Source organism: Microbacterium sp. TW_SC_2, from assembly GCF_055361165.1.
Genome location: NZ_CM143952.1, coordinates 3,034,133 through 3,047,548 on the forward strand (window position 1 = coordinate 3,034,133; position 13,416 = coordinate 3,047,548).

General features: G+C 70.8%; 10 protein-coding genes. 5 read left to right on the top strand and 5 right to left on the bottom strand.

Features of this window, described 5'->3' with window-relative positions:
• Positions 1-3: 3 nt before the first annotated feature.
• Both ACWA14_RS14705 and ACWA14_RS14710 read left to right on the top strand, forming a co-directional pair.
• Positions 4-714, top strand: a complete 711-nt coding sequence (locus ACWA14_RS14705; RefSeq protein ID WP_463794978.1) for an NRDE family protein — start codon at positions 4-6, stop codon at positions 712-714.
• A 55-nt stretch (positions 715-769) separates the two neighbouring features.
• Positions 770-1,777, top strand: coding sequence for a LacI family DNA-binding transcriptional regulator (locus ACWA14_RS14710; RefSeq protein WP_463794980.1), 1,008 nt, complete (start codon positions 770-772; stop codon positions 1,775-1,777).
• Positions 1,778-1,844: 67 nt separating this feature from the next.
• On the opposite strand, the gene ACWA14_RS14715 is transcribed toward ACWA14_RS14710, so the two are convergent.
• A complete protein-coding gene (locus tag ACWA14_RS14715; RefSeq protein ID WP_463794982.1) occupies positions 1,845-2,810 on the bottom strand; it encodes a GlxA family transcriptional regulator in 966 nt (321 codons plus the stop codon).
• Between the two features lie 278 nt (positions 2,811-3,088).
• Between ACWA14_RS14715 and ACWA14_RS14720 the strand changes: the two genes are divergently transcribed.
• On the top strand, positions 3,089-3,763 hold the full coding sequence (locus ACWA14_RS14720; RefSeq protein WP_463794984.1) for a hypothetical protein: 675 nt from the start codon (positions 3,089-3,091) through the stop codon (positions 3,761-3,763).
• A 22-nt stretch (positions 3,764-3,785) separates the two neighbouring features.
• On the opposite strand, the gene ACWA14_RS14725 is transcribed toward ACWA14_RS14720, so the two are convergent.
• Positions 3,786-5,054, bottom strand: a complete 1,269-nt coding sequence (locus ACWA14_RS14725; protein ID WP_463797452.1) for a glycosyltransferase family 4 protein — start codon at positions 5,052-5,054, stop codon at positions 3,786-3,788.
• Positions 5,055-5,056: 2 nt separating this feature from the next.
• Positions 5,057-6,268: a glycosyltransferase gene (locus tag ACWA14_RS14730; protein ID WP_463794986.1), complete on the bottom strand. Its 1,212-nt coding sequence runs from the start codon at positions 6,266-6,268 to the stop codon at positions 5,057-5,059.
• A gap of 189 nt (positions 6,269-6,457) precedes the next feature.
• On the opposite strand from ACWA14_RS14730, the gene ACWA14_RS14735 reads away from it, so the two are divergent.
• A complete protein-coding gene (locus tag ACWA14_RS14735; protein WP_463794988.1) occupies positions 6,458-7,045 on the top strand; it encodes a hypothetical protein in 588 nt (195 codons plus the stop codon).
• Between the two features lie 100 nt (positions 7,046-7,145).
• Here the strand turns inward: ACWA14_RS14735 and ACWA14_RS14740 are convergent, their stop codons facing one another.
• Complete coding sequence (locus ACWA14_RS14740) at positions 7,146-8,597, bottom strand: HNH endonuclease signature motif containing protein (RefSeq protein ID WP_463794990.1); 1,452 nt, start codon at positions 8,595-8,597, stop codon at positions 7,146-7,148.
• 248 nt (positions 8,598-8,845) lie between these two features.
• Here ACWA14_RS14740 and ACWA14_RS14745 point away from each other — a divergent pair, with 248 nt between their 5' ends.
• Positions 8,846-10,210: a DUF2252 domain-containing protein gene (locus ACWA14_RS14745; RefSeq protein WP_463794992.1), complete on the top strand. Its 1,365-nt coding sequence runs from the start codon at positions 8,846-8,848 to the stop codon at positions 10,208-10,210.
• Between the two features lie 64 nt (positions 10,211-10,274).
• On the opposite strand, the gene ACWA14_RS14750 is transcribed toward ACWA14_RS14745, so the two are convergent.
• The gene (locus ACWA14_RS14750) at positions 10,275-13,283 is read right to left on the bottom strand and encodes an alpha-mannosidase (RefSeq protein WP_463794995.1); all 3,009 of its coding nucleotides are present in this window, start codon (positions 13,281-13,283) and stop codon (positions 10,275-10,277) included.
• Positions 13,284-13,416 lie beyond the last annotated feature (133 nt).

Here is a 13,416-nt window from a genome sequence, read left to right on the forward strand (position 1 = left end):
GGTGTGTGCACAGTCGTGATCGATGTCGAGGATGCCGGAGCCGCACGACTGCTGGCGGTGCGCGATGAGGATCCCGATCGCGAGTGGGACGGTCTCGGTCCGTGGTGGCCGACGGAGCACCCCGGCGTGATCGGCATCCGGGACCGACGCGCGGGCGGGGCGTGGCTCGCCGTGAATCCCGCGCGGCGCCGCCTCGCCGTGCTCCTGAATCGCGCCGATGTGCAGGACCTCGACGAGACACGGGCGGTCTCTCGCGGATCGCTCGCGCTCGATTCCGTGGAGGGGCGCTCCCCCGACGGCCCGCTCCCGATGCACGGGTTCAATCTGCTCGAGGTCGGCCCCGACGGCGCCAGGGTGCTCTCGTGGGACGGCGCCGTGCTGCGCGAGACCCCTGTTCCCCGCGGCACGCACATGATCGCGCACGACGATCTCGACGATGACGCCACCCCGCGCATCCGGACCTGGCTGCCGCGGTTCCGCTCCCTCGAGCCGGCATCCGCGCGCACCGACTGGGCCGGGGACTGGGTGGCGCTGCTCGCCGAGACCGCCACCCTCTCCCCCGAGGACGACCGGGCCATCATCCGCGACAACCGCCCGCACGGCTATCCGACGCAGTCCCTGCTGTATGCCACGGCGGCCGTCACTCCCGCCGGGGTCGACGTGCACGACCACGCCCTCGCGACCCCGGCGCACTGGGACGACGCGACTGCGTAGTCATCCGCGTCGGCGGTCCGTCTACGATGGAGATTCCGCCCCGAGGAAGAGGACCATGCCGCCGAGATCACGCGGAGTCACGAGCATCGACGTCGCCAAGGCGGCCGGGGTGTCGCAGACCACGGTGTCGCGCATCGTCAACGGGGCGGATGGCGTGTCCGAGCGCGTACGCGTCAAGGTCGAAGCCGCGATCCAGCAGCTGGGCTACCGCCCGAACCTCAGCGCCCGCAGCCTGGTGACCAGTCGCACGCACACGATCGGCGTGGTCCTGGGTGATCCGCGCAACAGCTACTACGCCGAGCTGCTGCACACCATCAGCGACGAGCTGACCCGTGCGGGATACCGTGCCCTGATCCTCAGCGGTCGCGCCGACACCACGGAGGACCTGGCCCGCTCGCTGTGGGAGACGAACGTGGATGCCGTCATCCTGACCACGACCCTGCTGCCCGCCGACGACGAGGGGCGCATCTCGTCGCTGGGGGTCCCCTCGGTCACGATGGGACCCGCGACCGCCCCGGAGACGGCGACGATCTCTCCCGACAACCTCGAGGGCGGACGGATCGCCGGGCGCCATCTGCTGTCGCTCGGGCATCGACGGATCGGGGTGATCGCGGGGCCCCTGGGGGCGGCGTCCGTGCACGATCGCCACGAGGGCTTCCTGAGCGAACTGGCCGCGGCCGATGTCGCGTTCGACGACGATCTGCTCGAGGTCGCCGACCTCGACTACACCCGGGCGTTCGCAGCGGCCACCCGGCTGCTGCAGCGTGCTGAGCCGCCGACCGCACTCTTCTGCCACAACGACCTCGTCGCCTTCGGCGCGCTGAACGCGGCGAAGGCGCTCGGAGCCGCGGTGCCGGATGACGTCTCGATCCTCGGCTTCGACGACGTCGCGATGTCGTCGTGGGAGTCGTTCGATCTGACCACGGTCCGCCAGCCGATCCTCGACATGGCGCGTGGCGCGGTCGAGATGGTCCTCGCGCTCCTCGACGACCCCACCCAGGAGCGCGCGCATCTCGTGCTGCCCTGCAGTCTGATCGAGCGCTCGACGACCCGGGCGATCTGACCCGAACGATCTGACCCGACGCCCGACTCCAGGGCCCGAACCCGGCACCCGACCCCGGATCGGGAGGCTACGCCACGGCCTCCTCGGCACACGAGAAGCGCGCGCGGTAGGCGGTGGGGTTCAGGCCCAGCACCCGCGAGAAGTTCTGGCGCAGCACGGCCGCCGAGCCGAAGCCGCACTCCTCGGCGATGTGCTCGAGCGGCAGATCGGTGCGCTCCAGCAGCCGCTGCGCATGGATGATGCGCTGCCGGGCCAGCCACGCCGCCGGGGTGGCGCCGTACTCGCTCTTGAAGCGCCGGGCGAAGGTGCGCGGCGACATCAGTGCCCGTGCGGCGAGACGATCGACGCCGAGGTCCTCGCGCAGGTTCTCGACCGCCCAATCGGCGACGGCCGAGAGCAGGTCATCGGGCACGACCGGCAAGGGACGATCGATGAACTGGGCCTGCCCTCCGTCCCGCTGCGGGGGCACCACCATCCGGCGCGCGATGCGATTGGTGAGCTCGGCGCCCAGTTCCTGTCGCAGCAGGTGCAGGCACGCGTCGATGCCCGCCGCGGTGCCGGCGCTCGTGATGATCTTGCCGTCCTGCACGAACAGCACGTCGGGGTCGATGTCGATCTGCGGGTACATGTCGGCCATCACGTCGGAGTACATCCAGTGCGTCGTGGCGCGGCGGCCGTCGAGCACGCCGGCCGCGGCGAGGATGAACGAGCCGCTGCAGACGCTCATGACCCAGGCGTCGCGCGCGACCGCGTCGCGGGCCACGTCGAGCACCCGAGGGTCGATGCGGTCCCAGTGCGAGCGGGGCAGGGGGCAGAACACGACCAGATCCGCTTCGTAGGCGAAGGAGAGGTCGTGCTCGACGTTGACCGAGAAGCCGACCTTCGACGGCACGACGCCGACGCGCGGCGCCACGACCCGGAAGTCGAAGTTCGGCACGCCGTCGTCGGAGCGATCGAGGCCGAACGCCTCGCAGGCGACACCGAACTCGAAGGGGGCGAACCCGTCCTGGATGATGCAGGCGACCGTCTTCATGAGCACTCCCGAGGTTGGCAGTTTTCCGCTGATCGATGACGATTCTGCCAGTCGTGGCGATTATGCATCGATCGTAGGGTTTCTGCCAAGGTACTCCTCATCGCCCTCGCCGTCCTCGCCCTCTGGATGCTCGTCGCGACACTGCGGGAAGTCCGCCGCGACGGGCACCGCGCGGTGCCCACCGAATGGAGTCGCGTCGCCGGTCGCGACGTGGAGCCTGCGCCTGCGCGGTCGTCCCGCTGATCCATCGGCACTCCGCCCCGAGTACGCTCGACCGCATGAGCGAGCCGCAGCAGCATCCCGTCGTCCCGTCGTCCGCGCAGTCTCCGGAGCAGCAGCGGTCCCCCGCCCCCGCGCCGGCGCCGCCCGCACCCGCACCGCCCGCGGCCTCGCCACTGCCCGCGGATCCTCAGCTTCCGGCCGACCAGCAGTTCCCCGCCGCGGCAGCGCCCCACGGGGTGGCCGCTCACCCGCAGACCCCGCCGCCGTACGCGGGGGCCTCGCAGTACCCCGCCGGGCAGCCGCCGTACCCCACCGGGCAGCAGCAGTACCCCGCCGCGCAGCCGCAGTACCCCACCGGGCAGCCGCAGTACCCCGCCGCCCAGCCGCAGTACCCGGGTCCGGGCCAGACCGCGACCGGCCCGCGCAACCCGCTCGCCCGCGTGGCGCTCATCGTGGCGCTCGCCACGTTCGCCGTCGGACTCGTGATCTCGCTGTTCACCCCGTTCGCCTACCGCGCACTCGACTATTCGGGCGCGGGGCTCGGCGTGATCAACGCCCTCAGCGGACTCGTCGCGCTCGGCGGATCGGCGGCGGCGCTGATCCTGGGCATCATCGCGGCCCGCCGCCCCGGGCCGCGTCTGCTCGCCGGCATCGCGATCGGGATCGCCGGAACGCAGATCGCCGGGGTCGTGGTCGGCTGGTTCTCGTCGCTGTTCTACACGTTCCTCTGAAGCGCCCCCTCGCGGCCGGCGATCAGCGTGCAGCGGTCAGCACCCGCTCGTAGAGCTCGATCATCGCGGCCGTGCGCGAGGACTGACGGAATCCCTCGGCCACCGCAGGGACCGGTGTCGGGGCTGCACCGGAGGCGATGTCGGAGGCGGCGACCCGCAGGGTCTCGGCCAGCGCGGCGATGCGGCGGGGCTCGTCGGCGTCGGCATCCGGCACCGCCCAGAGTCCGCCTCCGAGCTCGGCGGCGATGTCGGGGTCGCTGATCACCGAAGGGGTGCCGAGCGTCGCCGCTTCGAACGGCGTCATGCCCTGGGTCTCGAAGCCGATCGATGTCTGCACGAGCGCGTCGGCGGCGGCGATGCGGGCGAGCGTCTCGGGGTAGGTCAGTCGACCGGCGAAGCGCACCGTCGGGTGGGTGCGCACGATCTTCTCTGCCGCGGCCCGCTGACCACCCCCTCCGATGATCTCGAGGTCGGCATCGACACCCGAGGCCACGAAGGCCTCGAGGAAGGGCAGCAGCCGCTTCTCGGGGCTCATGCGTCCGAGCCAGACGAATCGCGGCCGCCCGGGCGCGCGCTGGGCGGGGGCTGCGGCGAGCGTGGAATCGCGCACGTCGTCGTCGATGCCGTTCCAGATCACGTCGACCGCAGGGAAGACCGCGTGCTGTTCGAGACGCCGTGCGAAATGCGTCGACGGTGCGGTGACGGCGGAGGCACCGGCGGCGAGGCCGCGGAGGAAGGCCCAGCCGTCGCTGCGCGTGCCGGCACCCGTACCCGTACCCATACCCATACCCGTACCCGTACCCGCACCCGAGTCTGCGCCGATGCCCCGGAGCGCGATGCGCTCCCAGAGGTTCAGGACGCCCAGGACGGGCCGATGCAGGGGAGTCACGGCGGCGATGCCGACATCGACGCGGTTGTGCATGGTGTGCACGACCGGGATGCCGTGGCGATACGCGTAGCGGTGGCCGATGAAGGCTCCCCAGAAGTCGGCCTGCACGTGCACGATGTCGACCGGCGGGCGCCGGGTCAGGGCGCGGTCGAGGTGGCGGTCGGTGACGCGGCCCGGCCACGTCATCGAGTATTCGCGATCGAGAGTGATCGGCACGGACGGCAGATCGACGTTCCCTCGTGTGGCCTCGGCCGACGCGTCGGCGCGAGGTCCGTGCATCGCCGGGGCGACCACGGTCACGGTGTGCCCGGCGCGCTCGAGGAACTCGCGCTGCAACCGCATCGACACCTGCGCTCCCCCGAGCGACTCGAGGTGCTGATCGCCGAAGAAGACGATGTGCATCGTCACTGGGGCAGCGGCTGGTCGCGGTACAGCGCCTCGAAGGTGTCGAGCGTGCGGTTGATGTCGTGGACGAGCACGCCGTCGAGAGACGCCTTCTGCATACGCTCGTACTCCGCCGGTTCCGCCGAGAGCACGTCGGTCAGGCGCGCGGCGAGCTCGTCGGCATCGCCGGGCGTGAACAGATAGCCGTTCTCGCCGTCATGCACGAGATGCGGCAGCGCGACGGCATCCGCCGCGACGATCGGGAGCGCCGAGGCCATGGCCTCCATGGTCGCGATCGACTGCAGCTCGGCGATCGAGGCGATCACGAACAGGCTGGCGCGCGAGAGCAGGGCGCGCAGCTCTTCGTCGGTGGTGCGTCCGTGGAAGGTGACGCTGTCGGCGAGGCCCAGCTTCGCGGCGAGGTTCTCGAGCTGCTTGCGCTGGTCACCGCCGCCGACGATGTCGAAGGTGGTGCGGAGGGCCGGATCGAGCTTCGTCATGGCGTGCAGGATGACCTCGACCTGCTTCTCGGCCGTGAGGCGACCGACGAAGATGATCCGGTTCTGCTCGCGCGGGCCGATCACGGGCGTGTACTGGGTGCGGTCGATGCCGCAGCTCACCGGGATCACGCCGCGCACTTCCACGGTCTTCTCGAGGAAGTCGGCCGCCCGGCGGGTGGGGGTCGTGATGGCGCGCGTGAGGTCGAAGGTGCGCTTGGCGTCACCCCAGGCCCACTTCAGGACCCGGTCGTCGACGAACTTCGGGAACGTGCTGTGGTCGAGGATGTTCTCGGCCATGACGTGGTTGGTGGCGATCACCGGGATGCCGCGGTCGTGCGCGGTGTACGCCAGTCCGCGGCCGATCACGATGTGCGACTGGATGTGCACGACGTCGGGCTGGACGCGGTCGATCACCGAGCGCGCGTAGTGCTTCGCACGCCACGGCCACACGAAGCGCAGCCAGTCGTGGGGCGCCCAGCGCACCGACGGCAGGCGGTGCAGGGTCATCGGCTCACCCTCGATCACCTCGGTGCGGGGGGCCGCCCGGCGATACGCCTGGTTGGGCGCGACGACGTGCACGTCGTGCCCGCGCTGGACGAGACCGGCGGCGAGGCGCTCGGCGAAGCGGGCGGCGCCGTTGATGTCGGGGGCGAAGGTGTCGCATCCGATCAGGATGCGCAACGGTCGCTCCCCGGTCGCGGGAGCACTCGGATCGGAGGAGGAGTCTGACATGCTGCCTAACGGGTACGACGGCCAAGGAGAGCCCTGGTCGGGCGCTGGCCACTCTACCCGAGCGGCCTGATCGTCCCGCCGAGGCGTACCGGCATCCGCTGCATTCGCGTTCGCGACGATGGCGATCACTGCGCGTGGGGCGGCGGAGATCCTCCGGCATCCTCCCGCCGGACCCTCTAGCGTGGAAGCATGCGACTGACTGCTGATGCCGACCCCGCACTGTGGACCCCCGTGACGGATTCGTTGGGCTGGCGCGGGCGGCGTCACCGCAAGGCCGCGATCCGGATGCTGCTGGGGCAGGCGAACACCGCGCTCGGCGCGACCGCGCGCCCCGGATCCCGGCTGGGCGCCTGGGCGATGAGTCAGGCGGCTCCGTTCATGATGCGTCAGGCCGACGGGCGCGTGCTCGTGTGGACGTGGAAGGCGGAGCCGGAACTCGTCGTGGCGATGGCCACAGCACAGCAGCTGACGCCGGAGGTGCGCATCGCCCGCGCATCGATGCCGATGGACTACGACGACACGGTGTCGTTCCCGACCCGACTCGGTGCGGGCGAGAAGCTCGTGGTCCCCGTGCCCGAGTCGCCGGCCGCGCCGCCGTTCGCGACCTACACGTGGGACACGGGGACGCATCTGGTGACATTGACCGCGGTGTGCAGCGACCGCGAGCGCTTCGGCGTTCTTTCCGGCGCATTGGACGACCTGGCGCGCAGTATCCGCATCGCCGACGACCTCTCGGGCGGCGAATCCCCCGACGTCCTGCGGCTTCCTCCGGCCTGACCGCGGCGCGCTCATCGCGGAAGGCGGGGAGCGCATCCCGAATCGTGGCGCGCTGATCCCGAGGGGCGGAGCGCTCACCGCGAAGGGCAGAGTGCTCTCGTCACGCCGCCCGCAAAACCGGTCTCGGTGTGCGCCATCGTCGGGCGGGGTCCCACCACGCCGGGCCCCGCACTTCCGGAACCCCGTTCTGCATGCGGATCTCCCACCCGGAAGTGTCGAGGGTGCGGTGATGGTGCCAGCACAGGGCGACGCCGTTGTCGGTGTGGGTCGGTCCGCCGCGGGAGTGTTCGTCGACGTGGTGGATCTCACACCAGGATGCGGGGACGTGACACCCGGGGATGAGGCATTCCTTGTCGCGGAGGGTGATGGCTCGTCTCTGGTGGATGGTGAAGATGCGGTCGGTGACCCCGATCCCGACGATCCGGCCGTCGGGGTCGAACAGCACCCGTTGCACGGTCCCGCCGCATGCGGTGTGTGCGGCGGTGGAAACCGGCACCGGAGTGTCGATGCCGTCGACGTGCGCCCATCCGCGACCGGTCGCGTAATCCTCCGCCGTCACGGACACGGTCAGTGTCGGTGCGGCACCTCCCAGACGGGGCATGTCGTCGTGCCGCGCCGCGATCCCGAGCGCCGCGGCGAGGGCGTCGTGCTGTTTCTGCGGCCGCGTCCGGGTATCGACCATCCCACCGTCGTCAGCCGATGGAAGGGTGACATCATCCTCGAACTTGTCCGCACCGAATGTCGAGTCGTCATCGTCTGACGGGGTGAACTGCACACCCGGAAGGGGCGGCCCGTCGACCTTCGGGTTCAAGTACGCGTCCCAGATCCGTTGCATCTGCGCCGCGACCTCGGGCAACAGGTCGCCGTGCAACGGGATCAGTCCGTTCTTCTCCCGCCCGAACCGCACACCCCTCCCGCGCATCGCGGTCTCTGCGGAGGGCTTCGCCCCGTCAGGGTCGAGATACGCCATGATCACGCGGGCGAACAACCGCAGGTCCTCCGGAGTCGCCGGCGGAGCCACGTCGTCATCGTCGCCGTCTGCCGCTGTCACCCCGCGGGCCAGGTCCGCCAACTGCGCGTCCGCCTCCGCTCGTTCCTCGGCGGTGATCCGCCGCCCCGCACCGAGGATCGGCCCCGTGGCCGCGGCGAACCCCGACACCCCGATCACCCCATCCATCAACGCCTCCCGCAGTGCCGGGAACAACGCCGGCTGCCACCCACCCGTGGAGAGGTTCAACTCCCGGTGCACCCCGGCGGCGACCTTCACCACCCGTGCCGCCTCCCGCCCATCGACGCGCAGGACCCGCTGGAGCAGTTCGTTCATCGTCGCGCACCCGAACAGCCCGCAGAACCCCGGCGTGCCCGACCCGGCCGGAATCGACGGGACCGACGCGACGGTCTCGACCACCACCGCATCCACGAGCCGCTGGAGCTCACCCGCCTGCCGCAGCAACTCCATCTTCTCCACGTCGGACAGGGCGGCGATCGCGTCGGTGGGCACACGACCACGGCCGTTCACGACCGTATCGATGATCCCCGCAGCACTGTTCATACCCCCCAGTCAACCCCGGACCACCGACATTCCGACCCCGAAAAGCCCAGCTCAACGCAGTATTCCGATACGTCACGCGACCCGGCCCTTTATGCGCCGAACCACCCCCTTCTGCGCACACACCACCGCTTCATGTCGAAGAAGCAGCGGCACCCCGACTCCCCACCCCGAACCACCCCACACCCCACTCCCGAAACCCGCCCGATCGCCCCATCGACGCCCCCGCGCGCACCTGTCACAATGACCCCATGACCACCCCGTGGGCCCCTCCGGCCTCGCGCCGCACGCTCCTCGACCGCGGCCTCGACGCCCGCAAACGCACCCCGCGCAGCGCACTGGCCGAACCGCCCAGCGGCACCCGCGATCCGCTCGGCATCCTGGCCGCACAGAACCGCGATCGCATCCCCGAGCTCGTCCCCCTGCGCACGGAGCGCATGGCGGCAAGTCCCTTCGCGTTCTACCGCGGCACGGCGGCGCTGATGGCGGCGGATCTGGCACAGGCCCCGCACAGCGGCATCCTCGTCGCCTCCTGCGGCGACGCCCACGTCTCGAACTTTGGTTTCTACGCCTCCGCCCAGCGCAGCCTGATGTTCGATCTCAACGACTTCGACGAGGCGGCCTGGGCGCCCTGGGAATGGGACGTCAAGCGCCTCGTGGCCAGCATCGTGGTCGGCGGGCAGTCGACGGGCAGGCCGGATGCCGTGATCGACGCCGCCGTGCTCGCGGCGGTCGAGGCGTATGCGGGAGGCATCGCGCGCTCGATCGAGCTCAGCCCGACCGCCCGCTACTTCACGCACTTCGATGTGGAGTCCGCCACCGGGATGCTCGACAAGGCGTCGCGCAAGGCGATCCGGGGCGCGGTGCGGCAGGCCGAGCGCCGCACGGGCGAGCGCGCCGTCCGCCGACTCACCGAGGTGGATGCCGCCGGCCGCCGCCGCTTCCTCCCCCAGGAGCCGACGACCACTCCCGTCGGCCCGGAACTGCTCGCCCTCGTGCACGACCTCGTCGCCCAGTACCGCCGCACCGCGAGCCCCGACATCGCGCTGCTCTTCCAGCACTACACGGTCAGCGACGTGGCGCGCCGCGTGGTCGGGGTGGGCAGCGTGGGCACCCGCTGCTACCTCGTGCTGTTCCAGGACGGCGAGGACAACACGGTGCTCATGCAGCCGAAGCAGGCGTCGCGCAGCGTGCTGGTCGAGTACGGCGGGATCGCACAGCCGCGCGCCGTGCAGGAGGTGATCGACGCCTCGGGTGAGGGCGCGCGCGTCGTGGCGATGCAGCGGATCCTGCAGGCGCTCTCCGATCCGTTCCTCGGGCATCTGCGCGGCCCGAACGCCGACTTCTACGTGCGGCAGTTCCACGACATGAAGGGGAGCATCGAGGTCGAGGAGCTGGCCGACGGCCCCTTCGTGCGCTACGCGCAGGCCTGTGCGGCGACGATCGCCCGCGCCCACAGCCAGTGCGTGACGGCGACCGAGGTGGCGGGCTACATCGGCAGCGGGCGCGTGGTCGGGCGCGCCCTGCTCGACTGGGCGCGCGCCTACGCGGCGGTGTCGCTGGCCGACTACGAGAGCTTCCTCGCCGCCGCGCGCAACCCGGCACCCGCCACCTGACCGCCGCCGACGCCCGCACCTGCCCGGCGTCGTCCCCGCGCATCGGCTGCGCGGGGACGACGACTCAGCGCACGATGCGCAGCGTGCGCACCTCGAACGGACGCAGACGCAGCGCGCCGCCGCGGCGCGCCTCGTCGATGTCATCCTCGATCAGGCTGACCTCGCGCACCTCGCTGTGGTCGAAGCCGACCGCGAGCTCGCCGACCGCGCGGCGGCCGAGCGCCTCGTACACGCGCACGATCACGTCTCCCGAGCCGTCGTCGGCGAGCTTGACCGCCGACACCACGATCCCCTCGCCCTGCACCGACACGAGCGGCTCCACCTCGCGCGCACCATGCAGGACGGACGGAAGGGAGTTGATGCGGATGCCCTCGGCCGTCGCGATCGCGGCATCCGCACCGATCACGAAGCCGACCTCGATCGCATGACGGCCGTGGTCCGTGTCGGGGTCGGGGAAGCGCGGAGCACGCAGCAGCGAGAGCCGCACCGTCGTCGTGACCGCGTCGCCCGACACCTCCCGCGAGGTGTCGTAGCCGTAGATCGAATCGTTCACGAGCGCCGCCCCGAAGTCCTGCTCGCGCACGAGCACGAAGCGGTGCATGGAGGTCTCGAACTTCGCCGCCTCCCAGCTCGTGTTCGTGTGCGTCACGCGCGACTGGTAGCCGAACTGGGTCTCGGCCTCGGTGTGGGTGGCCTGGATGTCGAGCGGGAAGGCGAGCTTGAGCAGCTTCTCGGTCTCGTGCCAATCGACGTCGTTGCGCAGCAGCACGGTGCGCGAGTCCGGAGCGAGCACGATCGTCTGCGTGATGGTCGACTCCGAGAACGGACGGGTCACCACGATCTGCGCGACGCCGCCGGCCGTCGACGCCTCGATCGACGAGACCGCCGTGAGGTCGTCGACGCTGTTGCGGTAGTACCGGTCGATGTCCCACGCATCCCACATGTTCGGGAAGTCCTGGTGCAGCTGGAACAGGTTCGCGGCCTTGCCCTCCGCCACGGTCTCGCGCCCCGAGGCCTTGTCGACGGCCGACACGATGAGTCCCTCGCCCGAGACGAGCACCGAGACGAGCGCGTTCTCCAGCCGCCAGCCGCCGTCTTCCTCCGTGAGCGACACGGGCGCCTCGGCGGACTCGCCGACGAACGCCGCTCCGAGCGCACGCCCGCGCCCGACCGACGTCGGCTCGAACCGCAGCGGACGATCGCCGTCGCCCGCGAGCGAGCGACGGGCGGCGTCCGCGATGTCCCGGGCATCCGAGAGCACGTCCGACAACACCGACACGGCTTCCCGGTGCACCCACGCGATCGAGGTGCCGGGAAGGATGTCGTGGAACTCGTGCAGCAGCACGGCCTGCCACAGGCGGTCGAACTCGGCCTGCGGGTAGTCCGCGCCGGTGCGCACGGCATCCGTCGCGGCCCACAGCTCGGCCTCGATCAGCGCGTGCTCGGCCCAGCGGTGCAGCGCCTTCGTGGCATGCTGACTGGTCAACGTGCCGCGGTGCAGCTCGAGATAGAGCTCGCCCACCCACACCGCCGGATGCGGCAGCTCGGCCTTCGCGGCGTCGAAGAAGACGTCGGGATGCTCCCACACGACCTGCGCGCTGCCCTCGAGGTCGCGCAGGCGCTCGGCCTTGCCGACCATCTCGCGGGTGGTGCCGCCGCCGCCGTCGCCCCAGCCGACCGGAGCGATCGACCGCGAGCTGAGCCGGTTCTCCTTGAACTGACGCGAGGCCTTGGCGACCTCCATCCCGCTGAGCTGCGAGTTGTACGTGTCCATCGACGGGAAGTGCGTGAACACCTGCGAACCGTCGATGCCCTCCCAGAGGAAGCTGTGGTGCGGGAAGACGTTCTGCTGGTTCCAGGAGATCTTCTGCGTGAAGAACCACTCGAATCCGGCCCGGCGCATCAGCTGCGGCAGGGCGGGCGAATAGCCGAAGCTGTCGGGCAGCCAGACGCCCTTCGAGCGGATGCCGAACTCGCGCTCGAAGAACCGCTGACCGTGCGAGAACTGGCGCACGAGAGACTCCCCCGTCGGCATCACGGTGTCGGACTCGACCCACATGCCGCCCAGCGGCAGGAATCGTCCCGCGGCGACCGCGGCCTTGACCCGCTCCCACACCTCGGGACGGTGCTCCTTGATCCACGCGTACTGCTGCGCGCTGGACATGCCGTACTGGAACTCGGGCTGCTCGTCGATGAGGGTCGTCATCGACGAGGTGGTGCGCGCGACCTTGCGGATCGTCTCGCGCACGGGCCACAGCCACGCCGAATCGATGTGGGCGTGGCCGACGGCCGAGATCCGGTGCGCGCTCGCCTCGGCGGGGGCGGCGAGCACATCGGCGAGACGCGCGCGGGCGTCGGGAGCCGTCGCCACGATGTGCTGCAGGTCGAGCACGTCGAGCGCGTCGTCCATCGCCTGCAGGATGCGCATGCGCCGCGGGGAGGTCGCCGGCAGTTCCGCCTGCAGCTCGAACAGCACCTCGAGGTCGAGCGACAGCGCGAAGACCTCCTCCTCGAACACGGCCAGATCCATGCGCCGCGCCCGGTACAGCGGCTCCTTCGAGGAGGTGAGGATGTCGCCCTCCCGCGTCGGCAGGAAGGGGTGGTAGTCGAGCAGCACGGGGTTGGAAGCCGCTTCGAGGTAGAGCTCGACGGGCTCGTCGCCCGCGGCGGTCTCGGCGATCGGCACCCACTGGTTGCGCGGGTTGATGCTCTTCAGCGGGATCGGGTCGGCGTCCGGGCCGCCCGCCCGGTAGGCCAGCGCCTCGCACTGGAAACCCGTCATGTTCACGTCGAAGCCGAGGTCGATGAGCGCCTCGACCCGGCGTCCCGACCACGCGGCCGGGATGCGTCCGGAAAGCCTGAACCAGGTCGTCCCCCACGCGGGGCCCCAGGGGGCGCCGACCGTCGCGGGCTCGAACTCGAGGGCGAGGCCGTCGGCGGGCGCGATCGGCTCGCCGGGCAGTTCGTGGATCTCGACGTCCAGCGGCACGGACGCCGAGTGGATCGCCGGGCGGATGCGCTCCTCGAGGACCCGCTTGACGCGGCCGACGGTGAGCGAGGTGTCGTCATGCATGTGTGGTTCTCCGGCTCGACGGTGAGTGGTGCTCGACGGGCCCCGCGGTGCGGACGGCCGATGTCGATGCTATCGGCTCTACTAAAGCGATCTAGTAAACGATCCTATGGCACGGAACGGCGCATCCGAAGGT